We start from the raw sequence: 18,292 nt of genomic DNA, 5'->3' as shown, positions 1-18,292 counted from the left end.
GCCAGTTTTTATATATAGGATATCTTCAGTAATGTGTAAGATAATGTCCTTAGACGTGGGAGGTAATATGAGCAAAAAGGGAGACCGAGAGGTCGACGTCTTCCTCCGGGAGGCGGAGCGCCGCTGGGCGTGCCTCGAGTCGTATCCCGGGCATCTGCACCGGCTGCTTGAGCGGCGCGTGCAGAACGGGGAGCTCGTCTCTCCCCTCCCTCGCCTCTACGCCCGCGCCGACCTGTGGTCCAGCCTCAGCCCGACCATGCGAACGATCTTCATCGCTCACGGTCTCCAGGAGCTGCACCCTGACTGGGTGTTCTGCGGGACGACCGCCGCCGTCCTGCACGGCCTCTCGGTCTCATGGGGAGTTCAGAGAGAGATCGAGGTCGTGGGCACCTCGGGAGGGAGAAGGACGCAGACGAGCGGCATCGTGCGACGATACGTACGCGGAGAGACCCCCGTCGCCTCGTTCGGGGCGCAGGTGACGCCGCTTCTGAGAACCGTGTTCGACTGCATGCGCCGCCTAGGGTTTCGCGAAGGCCTGGCAATCGCCGATTCGGCACTGCACCTCGGGCTAACCACGGGCGATGCCCTCTGCGCCTACGTGCAGGACATGCGCGGAGGGTACGATGGCGCCGGGCAGGCGCTCCGAACGGCACGGTTCTCCGACCCACGGCCCGAGAACGGGATGGAGTCCATCGCGCGGGCAACGATGTTCGAGCTTGGGTTCGCTAGGCCCGACCTGCAGGTCCCCTTCGACGACCCCATGAATCCAGGCAGGACGTACTACGTCGACTACTGCTGGACACTCCCGGACGGAACAATCATCATCGGCGAGATTGACGGCGGGGAGAAGTACGCGAACCCGCTCATGAGCGGCGGCTCCCCCGCTGTCGCAATGCGCCGGGAACGGCGTCGGGAGTCGCGCATCACCATCGACCGCCCGCGCATCGTACGATTCTCGCCCGAGGAGGCGGCCGACATCGCCTACTTCAACCGGCTGTTGGAGACCTTCGGCGTGCCCCGCGACCACAAGCCGCTCATCGACATTCCCACGGGGCCGACGAGCGAGCTCGTGCCGATCGAGGCATATGGGCTGGAGTGACGTCCTTCTCGCCCCGCCCTTCTCGCCCCGCCCTTCTCGCCATATCAAATCTGGCCGCGGGATTTTGGCACTTTTCGGTCCGAAAATGGGCGTGAAAGTGCCAGAAATCCGCGGCCAGATTTGATATGCAAGGCGAGAAGAACCTCGAGCGGCATCGTTGACGGCCGATGCCAGAAGCCGCCGCCGGCCCGGCGGGCGAAAAGACCGCCGGGGGTCGCCGACTAGCGCTTCTCGTAGAACTCGTGCAGGTCGCGGCCCATCGCCTCGAGCGTGGGCTCGTCGACGTAGGCCATGTGGCCGCACCCGTAGAGGTGCCAGCTCACGCGGCTCTTGAGCGCGGGCGAGAGGAACTGGCAGCTCATGTCGTGCACGACGTTCCACCACGTGGTGGCCGCGTCGTAGCGGCCGCCGAGGATGGCGAGCTTGAGCGTGGGGTTGCGCCGCATGGCCACCGCGATGTCGAGCGAGACGTTGGGCGTGGCGACCCTGCCCAGACCGGGCTCCTCGTGACCCCAGTCCCAGCCGGCGTTCACCTTGTCATAGTTGTTGGAGAGGTAGCGCGCCGGGCCGGCGTAGCCCAGGTCGTCCGCGCAGAGGCGGCGGAACGCGCGCACCCAGGCGCCCTCGACGGCGTCGTCGGCGGGGTCCTCGCCGGCGAGCCACATGTCATAGGACTGCATCGGCGAGGGAGCGTCGCTCGAGAAGCGCGTGTCGAGGCGGCCGCAGACGCGACCCTCGTCCGCGAGCAGGTGCGTGCGGAAGTCGAGCAGGTCGATGCGCAGGTGATGGGCGAGGATGTGATCGGCGCTCAGGCCGATGAACGCCGCCATCCGCTCGGCCACGGCACGCTCCTCGGCCTCGCCCAGGCGATCGCCGCGCAGGAGCGCCGGAGCGAGCTCCTTCTCGGCGAAGTCCATGGCGCGGGAGAACCACTCGTCCTCGTCCACGCCCGCGCCGGCCCTGCCGAAGAACTGCGCGGTGGCCGCGAAGGTGGGCATCATGCCCAGGTAGTAGAGGTCGTCCCCCGGGTTGAGGAGCCCGGCGATGTTGAAGACCGCCGAGAGCATGACCACGCCCGTCAGCTGCACGCCGCGCTCGCCGAGCAGGCGCATGAGGACGGAGTTGCGCACGGTGCCGTAGGACTCGCCGAAGAGGTAGAGCGGGCTCGACCAGCGGCCGTTCTCCGTGAGCCACGTGCAGATGGCGCGGGAGAAGGCGTCGGCATCGCCGTCCGTGCAGAAGATCTTCTTGGGGTCGGCGTCCTCCGCGAGGACCGACCACCCGGTGCCGAGGGCGTCCAGGAACACCACGTCGGACTCGGCGAGCAGCGTGTGCGGGTTGTCCTCGATGGGGGCGTCCGCGCGCAGGTGTGAGACGCCGTCCGTTGCCACGCGACGCGGGCCGATGCCGCCCAGGTTGATGGGCACCGAGCTCGAGCCCGGCCCGCCGTTGTACGCGAAGGTCACCGGGCGCGAGGCGTCCGCGCGCCCCTCGCCGTCCACCGCCACGTACGAGACCGAGAACATCCTCCCGAGAAGGACGCCCGCGTCGTCTCGAACGTCAAGATGCGCGGCGCGGGCCTCATAGTCGATGCTCCGCTCGCCGTCCGTCCAGGTGAGCCGCGCCGAGGCGGGCTCGGGGACGCCCGCCGCGCGATCCGCCGGGACGCTCGCGTACACGCCCCTCACCGGACCCGCGCCCTGGCCCGCCGACTGCTCCGGGGCAACGGCCCCGCTCTTCTCCTCCGCCATGGACCTCATCTCCTTCAACGTAGACCGACGGGGACATTCTAGCCCCGCCGGCAAGCGCTACACTATGGGGATGGCCGAGAGGCCGCGAATCATTAGCCCCGAGTTTGGAGTCACATGAACGCAAAGCACAGTCCTTCCGACACCGCTGTCGCGGTCCGCCAGAGGACAAAGGGTGCCGGCATTCCCCTGTCGGCCGGCATGCTGCTCGTCACCCTTGGCGTCGTCTACGGCGACATCGGCACGAGCCCGATGTACACCCTGAAGGCGATCATCTCCGGCAACGGCGGACTCGCCACCATGTCCGAGGACGTCGTCCTCGGAGCGCTCTCCCTCATCATCTGGACGCTCACCCTCATCACCACGGTCAAGTACGTGCTCGTGGCCATGAAGGCGGACAACCACAACGAGGGTGGCATCTTCGCGCTCTACAGTCTCGTCAAGCGCTGCGGGCGCTGGCTCATCATCCCCGCCATGATAGGCGGCGCGGCGCTTCTGGCAGACGGCATCCTCACCCCGGCGGTGACCGTCACCACCGCCATCGAGGGCCTGAGGACCGTTGACTTCTTCTACGACATCATCGGTGACAACCAGCAGATCGTGGTCGCCGTGGTCATCTGCATCCTGTGCGTGCTCTTCTTCCTCCAGAAGGCGGGCACCTCCAAGATCGGCAAGGCCTTCGGACCGATCATGACGCTGTGGTTCCTGTTCCTCGCCCTCGCCGGCCTGCCGCACATCTTCGAGAACTTCGGCGTGCTGCGCGCGCTCAACCCGGTGCGCGGCATCACGTTCCTCTTTGACGGCAATCTCAACGCCGCCGGCGTCATGGTCCTCGGCAACGTCTTCCTCTGCACCACCGGCGCCGAGGCCCTCTACTCCGACATGGGCCACGTGGGCAAGCCCAACATCTATGCCAGCTGGCCGTTCGTGAAGGTCTGCCTCATCCTCAACTACCTGGGCCAGGGCGCCTGGATCCTCGCGAGCAACGGCTCGGCCGAGCTCGCGGCCATCGAGGACCTCAACCCGTTCTTCCAGATGCTCCCCGAGAACTTCCGCGTCTTTGCGATCGTGCTCTCCACCTTCGCGGCGATCATCGCCTCCCAGGCGCTCATCACGGGGTCCTTCTCCATCGTCTCCGAGGCGGTGCGCCTCGACCTCATGCCGCACATGCGCATCAACTACCCGTCCGAGACCAAGGGCCAGATCTACATCCCCATGGTCAACAACGTCATGTGGATCGCCTGCATCTGCGTCGTGCTGCTCTTCCAGACCTCCGCGCACATGGAGGCCGCCTACGGCCTGGCCATCACCGTGACGATGCTCATGACCACGGTGCTGCTCTTCACGTACCTCTCGCGCATCCGCCACAAGCCGGCGCTCGCCGTGCCGTTTGCCATCTTCTTCGGCGCCATCGAGTTCATGTTCTTCTTCTCGAGCCTGACGAAGTTCTTCCACGGCGGCTACGTGACCGTGATCATCGCCGCCGCGATCTTCCTCGTCATGTACGTGTGGCGCCGCGGTACCGCCATCGAGCGCACCCAGACGGTCTACCTGCCCGTGAACAAGTACCTCGACCAGATCTTCGACCTCAGCCACGACAGCGAGTACCCGCTGCTCGCCGACAACCTGGTCTTCCTCACCAACGACTCGTCCTTCGACAAGCTCGACCGCGACATCCTCTACTCGATCCTGGACAAGCAGCCCAAGCGCGCCCGCGCCTACTACTTCCTCAACGTCCAGGTGACCGACGAGCCCTTCACGCACGAGTACATCGTCGACGACTTTGGCACCGACTTCCTCTTCAAGGTGCAGCTGCGCCTGGGCTTCAAGGTCAACCAGCGCGTGAACACCTACCTCTACCAGATCGTCGCCAACCTCGTGGAGCGCGGCCAGCTTGCGCCCCAGAACCACAAGTACTCGATCTACCTCGAGCCGAGCGTGGTGGGCGACTTCAAGTTCTGCCTCATCCGCAAGACCCTCTCGCCCGAGACCGACCTCTCCGGCATCAACCGCGGCTGCATCGAGCTCAAGTACTTCATCCGCGGCCTCTGCGGCTCTCCCGCCCGCTGGTACGGCCTCGAGAACTCGAGCCTCATCTTCGAGTACGTGCCGCTCTTCTCCAAGACCAAGCGCCAGCACCGGCTCACCCGCATCGAGCGCGACGAGCTCGGCCAGACCGGCCAGCAGCCCGCCCTCGCGCCCGACGCCGCCGAGAGCGAGGAGGACGAGGACATCTTCTCCGTTCAGATGCGCGAGGACCGCGAGGCGGCCCAGGAGGAGGCCGAGAAGGCCCTCGTGGGCGGCGACACCGCAGCCTTCAAGCCGCTCCGCCTCGACGAGGGGGAGGACGAGCCCGAGAGCGCCGAGTAAGGGCGCCCGGCGCGGCCGCGCCGCCCCCAAGAGCTGACAAGAAGGACCCCGGCCCCCACGGCGCCGGGGTCCTTCTCCATGTTGTGGCCGGACGCGAGCCGTGGCGGCGCCCCGCTCCGCACCACGCCCGGGGGCCGCCCAAATGCCCCGCCCGCCGGCACTTCTCGCTATATCAAAACTGGCCGCGCGCTTTTGGCCATTTTCTCCCGTCTGAAGGGGGCAAAAGTGCCAAAAACGCGCGGCCAGTTTTGATGTCGGTCGAATGCCTGATGTTGACCGAGGGGCCCTGAAGCCCGGACGCTCAGCCGCGCTCGTTCAGCGGCACGTACTCGCCCGAGTTGGGCATGACGGAGTTGTAGGCCGGCCGGATGATGCGGCTGGACCCGTAGAGCTCCTCCATGCGGTGCGCGGCCCAGCCGGCAAGGCGCGCCATCGCGAAGATGGGCGTAAAGAGGTCCTGCGGGACTCCGAGCATCGAGTAGACGAAGCCCGTGTACATGTCGATGTTGGTGCTGATGGGCTTGGTGATGCCGCGGACGTCGCGCATGACCTGGGGGCCCAGGCGCTCGATGCTGGCGATGAGGTCGAGCTTCTCGACCTGGCCCTTCTCCTCCGCGAGCCGGCGCGCGTAGCCGCGGATGATCTCGGCGCGCGGGTCGGTCTTGGTGTAGACCGCGTGGCCGAGGCCATAGAGCAGGCCGGCGCCGTCGAAGGCCTCCTTGCGCAGGATCTTGGCGAGGTAGTCCGCCACCTCGTCGTCGTTGGACCAGTCGCGCACGTGGGCGGCGACGTCCTCGATCATGTCGCCGGCCTTGAAGTTGGCCCCGCCGTGCTTGGGGCCCTTGAGCGAGCCGATGGCGGCGGCATAGGCGGAGTAGGCGTCGGTCCCCGAGGACGAGAGCACGCGCGTGGTGAAGGTGGAGTTGTTGCCGCCGCCGTGCTCGGCGTGCAGGATGAGCATGACGTCGAGCAGCATGGCCTCCTCATGCGAGAAGCCCTCGTCGCTGCGCAGGACGTCAAGCACGGTCTCGGCCATCGAGTAGCCCTCGCGGATGGGCGGGACCATGAGACGCTCGTCATTCTGCTCGGCCACGTGGGCGGCGTGCGCGACGGCGGCCGTGCGCGGCCAGCGGCCGAGGAGCGAGAGCGCGACGTCGATCTCGTGCTCGGGCGAGGTGTCGTCCGGGTTGGGGTCGAAGGCGTAGAGGAGCAGCGTTGCGCGCTGCAGGACGTTCATGATGTTGTGGCTGTACGTGGCGCGCGGGAAGATGTGCAGGTAGCCCTCGGGGAGCTGCTTGCGCGAGTCGATGCGCGCCCTGAAGTCGTCGAGCTCGGCACGGGTGGGCAGCGAGCCCGTGAGCAGGAGGTACGCGACCTCCTCGTAGCCGAAGCGATCCTCGCGCTGCGCCGCCTCGACGAGGTCGCCCACGCTGTAGCCGCGATAGATCAGGTCGCCGTCGTCGGGCTCGATGCCATGGTCGGTCCGGTTGTAGCCGTGCACGTTGGAGATGGTCGTGAGGCCCACGAGCACTCCCGACCCATCGGCGTTACGCAGGCCCCGCTTGACGTCGTACTTCTCGTAGAGCTCGGTGGGGACCACGTCCACGGACTCGTAGCCGTGATACAGGCGCTCGGAGTCACGCGTGAGCTCCACGCCCACGGACGGCATGGGGTAGACGTCCGCCACATGCTCGAAGGCGGACGTCTCGCGCGGGGTGAGGATGGGCCAGCCGGCCCCCTTGGGAATGCGAATCATGGGCAGACCTCTCTATCCGCGAGCCGGGGCCACGAGGGCCTGCCCCTGGCTCAGCTGCCGTTACAGGCGGTACATGAACTTGAAGACCTCCTCGCGCTGGAGGTTGATCTGGACGCCAAGACGCTCCGCCAGGGCGTCGAGGGTCGACTTGAGCTCCGAGAACTCGGCGCCGGCAAGGTCGACGAGCATCGTCATCGTGAAGGTCCCCTGAAGGATCGTCTGGGAGATGTCCAAGATGTTCGCCTCGCGCTCGGAGAGCGCTCCCGCCACGGCCGCGACGATACCCGGCCGGTCGCTGCCAAGAACGGTGATGATGGCGCGCCCGCCGACGGTCTGGTCGGCCGCGGTGCTGTCAGTCGTCATGTGTCCTCCTCGAGACGTCGTTGCGTCCCCTCATTGTAGGAGCGACTCATGAGGCCTCACAGCGAACACATGAGGTTGACCGCAAACGGAAACGCTCCGCTGCGGCGCGCGGCGAGAAGAACGTGCCGCGGCGAGGCGGCCTAGTTCTGCGCCGCGACGTCTCCCGAGCCCCGCTCGAAGAGCGCGGCGACGTCCTCGGGAGCGCACCCGAGCGCCACGGACATCTCCAGGCGGGAGCGCTCCTCCGCCTGCTTGAGAATGCGCTCATAGGCCACGGGTGGCTTCTTGTTGCGCTGCGAGAGATCCTCGATCCGGGCGCGGAAGGTCTTCACGATCCTCACCGAGTCACGGCACGTGCCGGTGCGAATCTCGTTTCTGAAGTGCTCCTCCTCGAGGGATATGCTGCGCGCGGCAAAATCATCGAGCTGCATGCGGGGGTAGTCGTCGATGATCTTCTCCGCCTCGTCGCGCGTGAGCACGGGACGCAGGCGACCCTCGCTCGCCACGGGGAAGCTGATGTGGACGGGATGCCGCTGCCCGACAGGCAGCAGCTGGTAGAGCGCATTGGGACTCTCCGTCACATCCTTCACCTGACAGACGCCCTGACCGGGATGAACGATGTAGTCTCCAACGGCATACATGTGCATGCTCCTTTCGTGTTCCTAGGAGTATAGCACGAAAAGATGCTTTTTTATACCGTTTGCGGAAATACTATTGCATTAATCCGTATATATCAGTAGATTAGTTAGTTTTTTACACTCTCCTTACCGGAGGGCTATATCTAGAAAGAAGCTGAAAACAGAAAAGGGGCGGCGGGCTTTGGCCAGATAGACGGCCCTGTTGGCCATCATCTGCCCGCGGCCCGCCGCCCAGGAGCGACGTTCCTAGTCGAGGATGGAGATCTTGGCTATCTTGGGCTGGTTCTCGGGAGCGACGGTCCCGTTGGAGTCCTCCACGGGCGTGTTCTCGCAGATGGCGTCGACCACCTCCATGCCCGAGGTCACGTTGCCGAAGGCGGCATACTGCCCGTCAAGCGAGTCGGAGGTGTCCTGCACGATGAAGAACTGGGAGCTCGCCGAGTCGTAGTCGGACGAGCGCGCCATGGAGATGATGCCGCGGACGTGCGGGATGTTGTTCTCCACCCCGTTGGCCGAGAACTCGCCCTTGATGGTCTCGTCGGAGCCGCCCGTGCCGTCGCCCGACGGGTCGCCGCCCTGGATCATGAAGCCCTCGATGATGCGGTGGAACGTGAGGCCGTCATAGAAGCCCTGCTCTGCCAGGTGGCAGAAGTTGGAGACCGTGATGGGCGCCACGTTGGCGTTGAGGGCGACCTCGATGGTGCCGTAGCCCTCGACCTCGATGGTGGCGTGATGGACGCCCGTCGCATAGGGGTCGTCGGGGTCGAGGTCGGAGGAGGCGTCGTCCTGGCCCTCAGTCCCCTGGTCGGCCGAGCCCTGGGCCTCGGCGGCCTCCTCCCCCGCCGGGGAACCCCCCTGCGAGCAGCCGGGCAGCAGCACGAGCGCGCAGACCGCAAGGGCGGCCACGAGGGCGAGAAGGACGGGCGTGCAGCTTCTTGATCTTGTCATGGTCAGCCTTTCACGAGGGGTCGGGTCAGTCGCGCGCGTGGCGGCGCCGGAGCAGGACGGACAGTGCGGACGAGAGCGCGGCCGCGAGCAGGGCGGGAAGGACCCACCCCAGGCCCATGCCCGCGAGCGGCAGCACGTCGAGCGGAAGCGCGAGCGCGGGCGCGAGGGCGTCGCGCAGGGCCTCGGCCGCGCTCACCGCCACCGTGACGCCAACCGTCCAGGGCCAGACCGCCGGCACCGCGTCGCAGCGGCGACGGAGCAGTCCCATCGCCACGAGCACGATGGCGGGCGGGTAGAGCGCGCCGAGCAGGGTGGCGGAGAACGAGATGATCGCGTCCAGCCCGAGGTTCGAGACCGCGCACGAGAAGGCAGCGAAGGCGAGCGCGCACGCCCGGTACGAGACACGCGGGAGCTCCTCGGAGAAGTAGGAGCCGCAGCAGCTGATGAGGCCGATGCAGACGTTCAGGCACGCGAGCAGGAAGATGGCGGCCACGATTGCCGTCCCCGCGAGGCCGAAGTGGGCCGAGGCCGAGGCGGTGATGACGACGGCGCCGTTCGTGACCGACGCGAGCTCGGCGGAGAGCTCGTATCCCACCACGCAGAGGCCGCCGTAGACCGCCATCATGAGGACGCCCGCGATCACGCCGGCGCCGCACACCGCGCGCGTGACGTCACGGGGCGCGGTGACGCCGAGGGCGCGGACGTTCGTCGCTATCACGAGTCCGAAGGTGAGCGAGGCGAGAAGGTCCATCGTCTGGTAGCCCGTGAGGAAGCCCGCCACGGCCGGGGCGCCGTCGTAGGGAGCGACGGGCGCTGGGGCGGGGGTCATCCCGGGCAGGGAGACGAGCGCCGAGGCCACCACCACGACGATCAGCGCGATCAGCGCGGGCCCGGTGACGCGCCCGAGCAGGCGCGTCAGCCGCCCGGGGTGCAGCGCGAGCACGTAGGCGACCACGAAGAACGCCACGGAGAACGCCAGGCGGGCAAGCTCGAGCGACACCCCCTCGGGAAGCAGCGGGGCAAGCATCTCGAAGGCCGTCGACGCCGTGCGCGGGATGGCGAGGCAGGGGCCGATGGCAAGGTAGACGAGGGCGACGAAGACCCGGGCGAAGGTCGGGTGGACCCGCGTCGCGAGGTCGCGCAGCGTGCCGGAGAGCGCAACGGCGACGATGCCGAGCACCGGGAGGCCCACCCCCGTGACGAAGAAGCCGAGAATCGCCGGCAGCCCGTCCGAGCCCGCCTGGACGCCGAGGAGCGGCGGCAGGATGAGGTTGCCGGCGCCGAAGAACATCGAGAAGAGCGTGATGCCCACGAACAGGGTCTGGCGCGGGGCGAGCGAGCGGGCGGGCAGGCCGTTCTTCTCGCCCCGCGCGTCATCGGACGCGGAGGACCCCTGCGAGTCCTGCGACATCACTGCGCCGCCGTGCAGCAGGAGACGACCCACTCGACGAGGTTGGACGTCGCGGAGCCGGCCCTCTCGGCGAGGACGTGCCCCTGGCCCCAGACGGGGGTGTAGGAGACGTCGGAGACGCCGTCGTACTTGCGCAGCGCGAAGACGATGTTGGCGGCGGTCCCGAGCGGGGCGTCGGTGTCGAAGAGGCCCTCGTTGACGCGCCAGTGCGGGGCGACGGACGCCTGGCCGTAGCCCGCGTAGTGGCCGCTCAGCCAGAAGAGCGGGTTCATCATCGACACGCGCGTGGCCATGTCGGTCTCGAGCGCGTCGACCTTCTCGAGGTCCTCCTCCCATGCCGCCTCGTACTCGGGGTTCCACCCCTCGCACGTGGCGTACGCGTCGACGTTCGCCGCGACGAGCTCCGCCGCCACGGCGTCGAAGTGCAGGGTCGACTCCTCGCCGATGCCGAAGAGCTGGTTCGTGCGCGAGCTGCGGTTGGGCAGGTCGAAGGGGGACGCCGGGGAGTTCGCCGGGCGCAGGTTGACGGAGAAGTCGCGCAGGCTCGCCACCGAGACGCTCTGGGAGCGGTGGTTGTAGTTGATCCACCAGCCCTCGTTGTTGAGGGCGGCGAAGTAGTTCTGGGCCGAGTCGTAGATCGTCGACTGGACCTGAGCCACGCCCGTGAGAGCGCTCGCGGCGCTCGTGGGCGACGCGGCAGGGGCGGCGTCGGCCGTCTCGGTAGCCTCGGCCGTCTCGTCGGCGCCGGCCTCGGTTCCAGCCTCGGAGTCCGTCCCGGCCCCGCCGTCCGCGGGGGCCTCCCCCGTGCCGTCCGCCTGCGCCTCGGCCTGCGGCGTCGACGTGGCGGACTGGGCGGCCGCCTCGGAGGCGCGGGTCGCCACGAGGTTGGGGTCGCCGGGGAACGTGGGCTCCTCGAGGCGCTGCGGGGTGTAGGTGTACGGGAACGCCGTGTTCTGCACGAAGTAGGTCGCGGCGTCGTCGATGTTGCCGAGAAGGGCGCTCGCGTAGGAGCCCATCGCGAAGATGCCCGCCTCCGTCTCGTCGAGCGTGAGCTGCTCGTCCTCCGCGGAGCGCAGGTCCATCTCGTTCACCCAGGCGCCGTAGGCGGCGGCGAGGTCCTGGGAGAGGGCGCGGGTCCAGGTGCCCTCCGCGCGGGTGTCGGCACTCGCGTACTGGCCGGCCCCCCACTCGTAGGCGGCGTCGGCGACGTCGAAGGAGGTGAGGGGGCACCACGAGGCGCTTCCCGCGATGGCGTCGGAGACCGCGTTGCCCTCGGCGTCGTGCGTGACAGCGCCGATGGAGTCGAGGTAGGGAGCGAACTCGGCCGCATCGCCCGAGGAGCCGAGCACGGCGCTCACGCCGCCGCCGGCCGAGAAGCCGAAGACGAAGACGCGGCTCGCGTCGCACGGCAGGGCGCCGGCGTTGTAACGCAGGTAGCGGACGGCCGCCTTGAGGTCGACGACCGGCCAGGGAGAGCCGCCCGGGAAGAGCTCGTCGGAGCCCGAGGCGGTGTCATACCCGGCCGACCGGCCGCGGAAGCCCGCGTAGACATAGACGCAGCCGGCCTCGAGGTAGGGGGCGAGCCCCTCGTAGCCATACACCGTGGGGCTCATCTGGGCCGAGAGCGTACCGGTGTTGATGGGCATGAGGATGGGCGCGGTCGCGGGGGTGAAACTGCCCACCACGGCCTTCTCGTTCACGGTGCAGGCGTAGGTGTCGCCCTTCTTCTCGGCGGTGAAGTAGGCGCCGGGAACGAAGATCGCGAGCGACTCGTAGGTCTCGGTCGCCGGGGAGAGGCAGTAGGTGAGCCCGAGCTGGTAGTAGACGTCGTTGTCCTCATCGTAGTGCCACTTCGAGGCGTCGATGGAGAGCGACTCGAACTCAGAGAGGTCGACGTCGGGGTTCTTCTCGCCGGGCTCCTCCGGGGTGGCGGGCTCGGACGGCTGCGCCTCGGGGGTGCAGGCGGCAAGGCCAACGGCGGCAGATGCCGAGGCCAGCGCGAGAAACTCTCTTCTTGTACAGCCCATCGTTCCTCCTTGTGCGCGGGCGTTCGTTCGCGGCTACTATTGTAAGCAACGGCCCGACGGCGCGGCCGTGCGCCGCGGGCGAACACCAATTCAGAACAGCCACGGCAGGGAGGAGGCGTCATGTTCAACTTCAGACGCAGGTCGGCGCAGACCGAGAAGGCCCCGGCCGCCCCGCTCCCCGACGACGCCCGCAGGCTGCGCCTGCGCTTCGTGGGGCAGGTCCAGGGCGTGGGCTTCCGCTGGACCTCGATGGGCGTCGCCCGCGAGCTCTCCCTCACGGGCTGGGTGAGAAACGAGAGCGACGGGTCGGTCACGGCGGAGATCCAGGGCGCCGCCGCGCACGTCGGCGCGTTCTTCTCGCGCATGCTCGAGGCGTATCGGCGCTACCCCATCAGCTACACGGTCGACGAGCGGGAGGACATCCCCCTCGTCCCCGACGAGACCGAGTTCGAGGTGCGCTACTAGGGGGGTGGCCCTCTCGCGCGAGGCTTGCACCGATAGCAAAGCAGGTCGGAGACACATGGCCTCCGACCTGCGAAAGTTCTGGTGGCGGGGAAGGGAGTCGAACCCCTGACACGGGGATTTTCAGTCCCCTGCTCTACCAACTGAGCTACCCAGCCATTTGGTGCGGGAATTACTATACCAAACTCGCCCGGCATGTCAAAGACTTTTTTCCGGCGCCTCCACAGGGGAGAGGGTCGGGCGAGAAGAACGGGGCTACGCCGCCCTTTCCGAGCGCGCCGCCTCCTCGTCGGCGAAGCGCTCCATGATGGCGCGCTCGGCATCCTCTGCATAACCGGACCTGCTGCCTCGACCGGCACGGTAGGAGAATTCGAACTCCGCCTCCATCCGCCAGAGCCCTTGGTCTTCTGGCGACATCTTCTCGAGAATCTCGGCGAACTCGTTGCGGTCATCATCGCCGCAATACAGTTCGTGGAACCTGCGGTTAACCTCAGCGTAGATGCTCAACTCGCACCCCCAGACTCTCCTCGTAACCCCTCAGCAAGTCAGGCTCGCTCCCGCCACGCAGCTGCGAGAGCATCCGAATTGTTGCGTCATCAATACTATACCCGGGCACGGGATCGCCGACTATCTCGAAGACATACAGGCTCCCGTCGTGGCAGGCGATGATGCAGCGCCTCGCGCGGTTTGCGATGAGGCTGCGTATGTCTGCCGCAGACGGAGGAAAGCCGTCAGGATGATTGTGGACGATGGCGATCTCAGCCCCATCGTCCACGGCCTCCGAGGTCGCCTTCGCCAGCCCCTCCGTGAACTCGACCCTCTTTGGCGCCCGGGCGTTCACGACACTTCCCACGAGCGAGCCGTCCCGCATGTCATGGACGTAGAGGTCCTCGTATGGCGTTCCGCTGCGATGGCGCAGCATCCTCCTGATGCCCTCGAGGACGGCATCCGCAGCACGCTCGCCGGCCGCATGTCTCACGAGTGCCCGATACGACTTGCTGCCGACTCGTCCGAAGTCGACCTCCCTGCGCGTCCCCTCGTCGCGCCACGGAGCCTCTTCCGACATGCCGCTACGACGCCTCGGGCCCGGTCATGACGAGGCGGCATCCGCAGAGGTCTATCTCGTCCCCATAGGGCACGATGATGCGCCCGGCGACGTCTCTCCCCCGATACGTGGCGGGGTTCTTGGAGCCCAGGTCCTCGACCTCCATGCCATCCGGCGTCGGGACCATGCTCAGGTGGCGTCGAGAGACGGCGAGCGAGTGGAGCACGACGTCGTTCGACGGGTCCCTCCCCACGGACGTCCCGCCCCCGGGGACGGGAACCCAGAGGTCGACCGACGCCGTACGGACGACGACCCCGACCTCCCTCCCCCTCCGCCGCGCGAGCGACGCCGCGGCGGAGAGGTCCTCCGTGTCGCCGCCAAGGGCATCGGTCGAGGGTGCCACCCCCGCGGGAGAAGGCAGTGCGCCGGGGGCATGCCCCACGTCCCGCGTGAAGTCATAGAGGCACCCGTAGCAGACGCTCATGTCCGCGTAGAGCTCGGCCCCGCAGCGGGGGCACAGCTTGGTCTCGTAGCTCCCCCGCGCGCTTCTCGTCAGTTCCATCGTCTCCTCCTTCGCTATGTGGCGGGCGGCACGGAGAGCGAGACGACCCACAGGTGCTCGCCCTCATCGACCCACCGTCCCTCGCTCGCCGGCCGCTCGATCGTGCACTCGGCGCCGGGGTTTGACAGGAGCTCCCCCGGGCCGACCCCTCTGCGAACCTCGAGGACCTCCCCACGCTCGCCAACAAACGCGACGTCGATTGGGTAGCTCATGCCAAACGTGTGGACGGAGCCGCACCGCAGGAGCATCACGGGCGCCGCCCCCTCGTCCGTCCCGAGCAGCCCCCGCAGCCTCTCCGCCCACGTCGAGAGCACCACGAGCTCGTGGCAGAGCCAGGGCCTCTCGTCGGAGCGCACCCTCACGACGCCCACTCAGACCACCACCCCTGGCCGATAGCGGTCGACGACGAGCTCCCGCTCGTGCCGGAGCGCGAGGGGCGCCTCGTACGTCACGCCCGGCATCCTCAGCAGCCGCGGCCACGGCCGGTAGACGAGCGTGCAGGTATAGCGCGTGAGCAGAGGGGAGACGACGAGGGACGCCGCCTCTCCCCCGCCCGACACCGCCTGGGCGCTCACCTCCACCTCGCAGGTGCCCTCCCTGCCCATCGCCTGCTCGAGCGCCGCCTTGACCTGCGCGACGGCGGCAGAGCCCGTCTGCTCCCCCGCGGGCGAGACCCCATGCGCCACGACGGCGTCGAGCGCGGCCTGGTCGAACGCGGCGCACGCGTCGACGAACCACATGAGGTTGAGCACGATGAGCGCCACGACGATGACCACGGGCACGACGACCGCAAGCTCAACGGTCATCTGGCCGCGCCTCCCCAGCCCCCGGCCGGCACGCCCCGACATCACGAGCCACCTCCCAGCCTCGAGAGATCGATGGTGAGCGGGATGGAGAGCTCGGTCCCCGGGATGGGAATCTCGGCAAGGGTGAACTCGTCCGTCCCGACCTCGTCCACGAGCCAGAGGCCCGCCGCATGGGCGAGGTCGAGGGCAGATCCTGAGTCGGGCAGGGCGTTCACGAGCGATCGAATGGTCGAGACCCGCCCGAGGCCCGCCTGGTCGAGCACGTCCTGCGTGTTGGTGAGCACGGGCTTTCTCAGGCGCATGTCAACGGGCTCGAAGCCCGCGGCCCGCAGCACCTGCTCGAGCCGCCCGCGCAGCCACGCGCCCACGCTTCCGCCGAGCACCCCATCAAGCCCGTCGAGAAACTCAGACCCGGCGCTTCCCACGCTCTCGTACGCCGAGCCGTAGCTGACGAGCAGCCTCCCCCAAAGCCCCATCACGCCGTCGAGCGCGCCGCCGAGGGCCGAGTCGCTCGCGCCGAGGGAGTCGAAGAAGCTCGAGAGCACGTTGTTCTCTGCCGTGGCGTCATCCGGGGCGAGCGCCGCGGCGGACACTGCGACGCCGTCGGGAAGCTCCGCGGACGAGAGGAACGAGGCGGTCAGCTCTGAGGGGACGCTCGAGCCCGAGCGCGCGACCACGGCGACGCACCCCCATGCGCCGGGAGGGCAGAGCGTGGGCCGGGCGACGGAGAGCTCCTCGAGCGCACGCTCGAACGCGCCCTCGCCCTGCTCCGCGAGCCCCTGCAGCCGCGCCTCCGCCGCCGCCTCGTCCCGCCGCGCCGCCTCGTAGTCCCTCGACGCCTCGACGATGATGCGCCAGTGGTGCTCGAACCCGTTGGCTATGGACGTCGACGCCGAGGCGACGCGCCCCATGTCCCCGATGTCCATGCGGCACTGGTCGCACGTGGCAACAGACCCCGCCTCGGCGTCCGCGAGCGACGCGCTCCCGGATGGAGCTCCCCCGGCGCCCGGGCAGAGCGTGGACGAGTGCAGCGTGCGCACGCCACCCTCGACGGTGCACGGCCACATGGCATCGGTGTAGAGCCTGGTCCCGCGCGTCTGGTCGGCGTTTCTCGGGAGGCTCGGGAGGTCGACGCTCACCGTTCCGTCAGCGTGCTCCTCGTAGGAGCCGGACCGCACCTCCTCGAGGGCGTACTCGTAGAACGCCCGCCGACAGGCGGAGTCCGTGATCTCCTCCGCGCCGGAGCCCCCGACGTGGGCCGAGGCCAGGCGCGCGGCGTAGTAGGCGCGGGCGCGCAGGAGCGGGACCCCGAAGGTCCACGCGTCCACCGTCGGATAGTGGGGGTTCTCCCCGACCCCGAGCCCCGCGAGGGAGGCCGCGCGCTCCCGCAGGCAATAGGGCTCGGTGACGCAGTCCGCCCGCCACGCACGCTCCTTCGCCTCCTCCGCTCGCCTCTGCGCCTCGTCGACCTCGTCGGAGACCTCCCGCATCTTGTCGGAGAGCTCGACGAGCTCGTCCTCGTCGACATCGGCCTCGAGGGCGGAGAAGTCCGAGCGCGACTCGGTGGGGAACGGAATCGCGCAGCCCGTGTACGAGACGCCGCCCGCCTCGTTCGCCTCGACGCATGACGCCGAGTTGGCCACGATCAGCAGCGGGAGCGTCGCCTCGAGGCGCTCGATCCCCTCCCCCGCGTTTTCCGCGAACGACCTCCGGGCCTCAAGTATCCTCCCGCCCGCCGACGTGACCTCCGCCCCCGCGGCGGAGAGCCCGGGCACGCACGAGACCACGAGCCCCGCCCCGAGCACAATGACGCCCGCGAGCCCCATGCTGAGTACGCATGCGTCAACGACCTGGACGACCGTCGAGAAGGCCGCGACCGTGTTCTCGCCCGCGAGGGCGCAGGCGTCCGCCACGCGCTGCACCTCCGAGGAACGCCCGGCCACCCATGTGGCGCTCGCCGCCGCGAAGACGAGGGACAGGCTGAGGATGAGAGAGACCGCCACCGCGACGGTCGTGAACCCCCCTTCGTCATCCCTGAAGAGACCGAGGACGGGCGCGAGTCCCGGCCGCGGCTCAGCCCCACATGCCAACCCACTCGTCATAGCTCCCCCCAATCCAGCTCGCCCGCAGGTCGCAGCTCACCTCGACCCGCACGACCACCGCGTCGCCCTCCGCCGTTCCCAGCGCGGACACAATCGCCCCGAGAAGCGGAAGCGGCCTCACGCGCCCCTCGACCGACACGCTCACGCGCCCCGCGTCGTCCGGGCCCTCCGCGACGACCTCCCACGCGTCGGGTCCGCCCTCGTGGAACAGCGGCGCCTCGGGAACCGCCGCGAGCCTCCTGAGCGCGTACGCTCGCACCTCGTCGGCGGACCCCCGGCTCGTGGAGACCACGCGGGCGAGCTCGTGGGCCGTCGCCGACATCACCGACCTCGTGTACAGGACGCAGGCCGGCTGCACGAGAAGCGCAACGATGGTGAGCGTCACGGGAATGAGCAGCGCCGCCTCCACCGTCGACTGGCCGCTCCTCGAGAGCTCGCGCCCCATCTCAGAACGCCGCCACGTCTTTGAGGAGCAAGACCGCCCCCTGGCCCGTCCCATGCGACGCCGCCCCCGTGGCGAGCGCGAGCAGCCTCCCGTCACGCGCCGCATGCCAGACGAGCGCGAGCGCGCAGACCATGGCCATGAAGGCGAGAAGGACGAGCATGTACTCGAGGGTCGACTGGCCGGAGCTCGACCGCATCAGCGACTCCCGGAATCGACGTCGCCTGCGTCCATGCGCCACGAGACGACCTCGCACCCGCCGGATGCGCCCTCCTGCACCACGCACACCTCCGCCCATCCCGCTCCCTGCACGACGCATGCCCATACCCTCCCCGCCAGATCGATGTATCCCGCGTGGGCGAGGACGCAGTCCCCGCGCGACTGGTAGCCCTCCAGCACGCTCGCCCCCTCGTCCACGACGGACCGCCCGCTCTCATGCCTCGTCACCCGCGCCCCCGTCGGGACGTCGGCGCTCCGGGGCCTGTCCCTTGTACTCACCTGGCGCTGCCGCCG

General features: G+C 68.5%; 18 protein-coding genes, 1 tRNA gene and 1 pseudogene. 3 read left to right on the top strand and 17 right to left on the bottom strand.

Translation table 11 applies throughout. From position 1 onward, the window contains the following. The first annotated feature begins 67 nt into the window (after positions 1–67). Positions 68–1,099 (top strand): hypothetical protein, encoded by a 1,032-nt coding sequence (locus E0L17_RS09180; RefSeq protein WP_167930938.1) that lies wholly within the window; start codon positions 68–70, stop codon positions 1,097–1,099. A 221-nt stretch (positions 1,100–1,320) separates the two neighbouring features. On the opposite strand, the gene E0L17_RS09175 is transcribed toward E0L17_RS09180, so the two are convergent. After that, entirely contained in the window at positions 1,321–2,850 is a 1,530-nt protein-coding gene (locus E0L17_RS09175; RefSeq protein ID WP_167930937.1) for a S10 family peptidase, read from the bottom strand. Positions 2,851–2,964: 114 nt separating this feature from the next. Here E0L17_RS09175 and E0L17_RS09170 point away from each other — a divergent pair, with 114 nt between their 5' ends. Beyond that, the gene (locus E0L17_RS09170) at positions 2,965–5,217 is read left to right on the top strand and encodes a KUP/HAK/KT family potassium transporter (RefSeq protein WP_167930936.1); all 2,253 of its coding nucleotides are present in this window, start codon (positions 2,965–2,967) and stop codon (positions 5,215–5,217) included. Between the two features lie 301 nt (positions 5,218–5,518). Here E0L17_RS09170 and E0L17_RS09165 read toward each other — a convergent pair whose 3' ends face one another. From E0L17_RS09165 to E0L17_RS09140, 6 genes are all read right to left on the bottom strand, one after another. Then, complete coding sequence (locus E0L17_RS09165) at positions 5,519–6,973, bottom strand: citrate synthase (RefSeq protein WP_206109096.1); 1,455 nt, start codon at positions 6,971–6,973, stop codon at positions 5,519–5,521. A 60-nt stretch (positions 6,974–7,033) separates the two neighbouring features. Continuing rightward, on the bottom strand, positions 7,034–7,336 hold the full coding sequence (locus E0L17_RS09160) for an ACT domain-containing protein (RefSeq protein WP_167930935.1): 303 nt from the start codon (positions 7,334–7,336) through the stop codon (positions 7,034–7,036). A gap of 140 nt (positions 7,337–7,476) precedes the next feature. Then, positions 7,477–7,977: a CarD family transcriptional regulator gene (locus E0L17_RS09155; protein ID WP_167930934.1), complete on the bottom strand. Its 501-nt coding sequence runs from the start codon at positions 7,975–7,977 to the stop codon at positions 7,477–7,479. A gap of 243 nt (positions 7,978–8,220) precedes the next feature. Next, positions 8,221–8,922 (bottom strand): peptidylprolyl isomerase, encoded by a 702-nt coding sequence (locus tag E0L17_RS09150; RefSeq protein WP_167930933.1) that lies wholly within the window; start codon positions 8,920–8,922, stop codon positions 8,221–8,223. A 25-nt stretch (positions 8,923–8,947) separates the two neighbouring features. Further along, on the bottom strand, positions 8,948–10,333 hold the full coding sequence (brnQ, locus tag E0L17_RS09145; protein WP_167930932.1) for a branched-chain amino acid transport system II carrier protein: 1,386 nt from the start codon (positions 10,331–10,333) through the stop codon (positions 8,948–8,950). Next, positions 10,333–12,360 carry a subtype A tannase gene (locus E0L17_RS09140; protein WP_167930931.1) on the bottom strand — a complete coding sequence of 676 codons (2,028 nt, stop codon included), beginning with the start codon at positions 12,358–12,360 and terminating at the stop codon, positions 10,333–10,335. The genes brnQ and E0L17_RS09140 overlap by 1 nt, the downstream gene beginning before the upstream one ends. A gap of 120 nt (positions 12,361–12,480) precedes the next feature. Between E0L17_RS09140 and E0L17_RS09135 the strand changes: the two genes are divergently transcribed. After that, entirely contained in the window at positions 12,481–12,825 is a 345-nt protein-coding gene (locus E0L17_RS09135) for an acylphosphatase (RefSeq protein WP_167930930.1), read from the top strand. 79 nt (positions 12,826–12,904) lie between these two features. On the opposite strand, the gene E0L17_RS09130 is transcribed toward E0L17_RS09135, so the two are convergent. From E0L17_RS09130 to E0L17_RS09085, 10 genes and pseudogenes are all read right to left on the bottom strand, one after another. Next, a tRNA-Phe gene (locus E0L17_RS09130) sits at positions 12,905–12,980 on the bottom strand. Between the two features lie 97 nt (positions 12,981–13,077). Then, positions 13,078–13,329 carry a hypothetical protein gene (locus tag E0L17_RS09125; RefSeq protein WP_167930929.1) on the bottom strand — a complete coding sequence of 84 codons (252 nt, stop codon included), beginning with the start codon at positions 13,327–13,329 and terminating at the stop codon, positions 13,078–13,080. Beyond that, complete coding sequence (locus tag E0L17_RS09120) at positions 13,313–13,888, bottom strand: MPN domain-containing protein (RefSeq protein WP_167930928.1); 576 nt, start codon at positions 13,886–13,888, stop codon at positions 13,313–13,315. The genes E0L17_RS09125 and E0L17_RS09120 overlap by 17 nt, the downstream gene beginning before the upstream one ends. Positions 13,889–13,892: 4 nt before the next feature. Next, entirely contained in the window at positions 13,893–14,429 is a 537-nt protein-coding gene (locus tag E0L17_RS09115; RefSeq protein WP_167930927.1) for an FHA domain-containing protein, read from the bottom strand. 14 nt (positions 14,430–14,443) lie between these two features. Next, entirely contained in the window at positions 14,444–14,800 is a 357-nt protein-coding gene (locus tag E0L17_RS09110; protein ID WP_206109095.1) for a DUF192 domain-containing protein, read from the bottom strand. Next, positions 14,801–15,277 (bottom strand): hypothetical protein, encoded by a 477-nt coding sequence (locus E0L17_RS09105; RefSeq protein ID WP_286163404.1) that lies wholly within the window; start codon positions 15,275–15,277, stop codon positions 14,801–14,803. Beyond that, complete coding sequence (locus tag E0L17_RS09100) at positions 15,277–17,238, bottom strand: hypothetical protein (protein WP_167930926.1); 1,962 nt, start codon at positions 17,236–17,238, stop codon at positions 15,277–15,279. Before E0L17_RS09100 ends, E0L17_RS09105 begins: the two co-directional genes overlap by 1 nt. Before the next feature lie 70 nt (positions 17,239–17,308). Further along, a complete protein-coding gene (locus tag E0L17_RS09095) occupies positions 17,309–17,782 on the bottom strand; it encodes a TadE/TadG family type IV pilus assembly protein (RefSeq protein WP_167930925.1) in 474 nt (157 codons plus the stop codon). 1 nt (position 17,783) lies between these two features. Further along, complete coding sequence (locus E0L17_RS09090; RefSeq protein ID WP_167930924.1) at positions 17,784–17,978, bottom strand: hypothetical protein; 195 nt, start codon at positions 17,976–17,978, stop codon at positions 17,784–17,786. Beyond that, positions 17,978–18,292: pseudogene (locus E0L17_RS09085) on the bottom strand (hypothetical protein); the annotation flags it as partial. The gene E0L17_RS09090 and the pseudogene E0L17_RS09085, both read right to left, overlap by 1 nt.

It is taken from the genome of Olsenella sp. SW781, from assembly GCF_012027725.1.
Taxonomy (GTDB): domain Bacteria; phylum Actinomycetota; class Coriobacteriia; order Coriobacteriales; family Atopobiaceae; genus Thermophilibacter.
The sequence above is the reverse complement of the archived record's forward strand: the minus strand, read 5'-3'. Positions and strand labels throughout refer to the sequence as shown.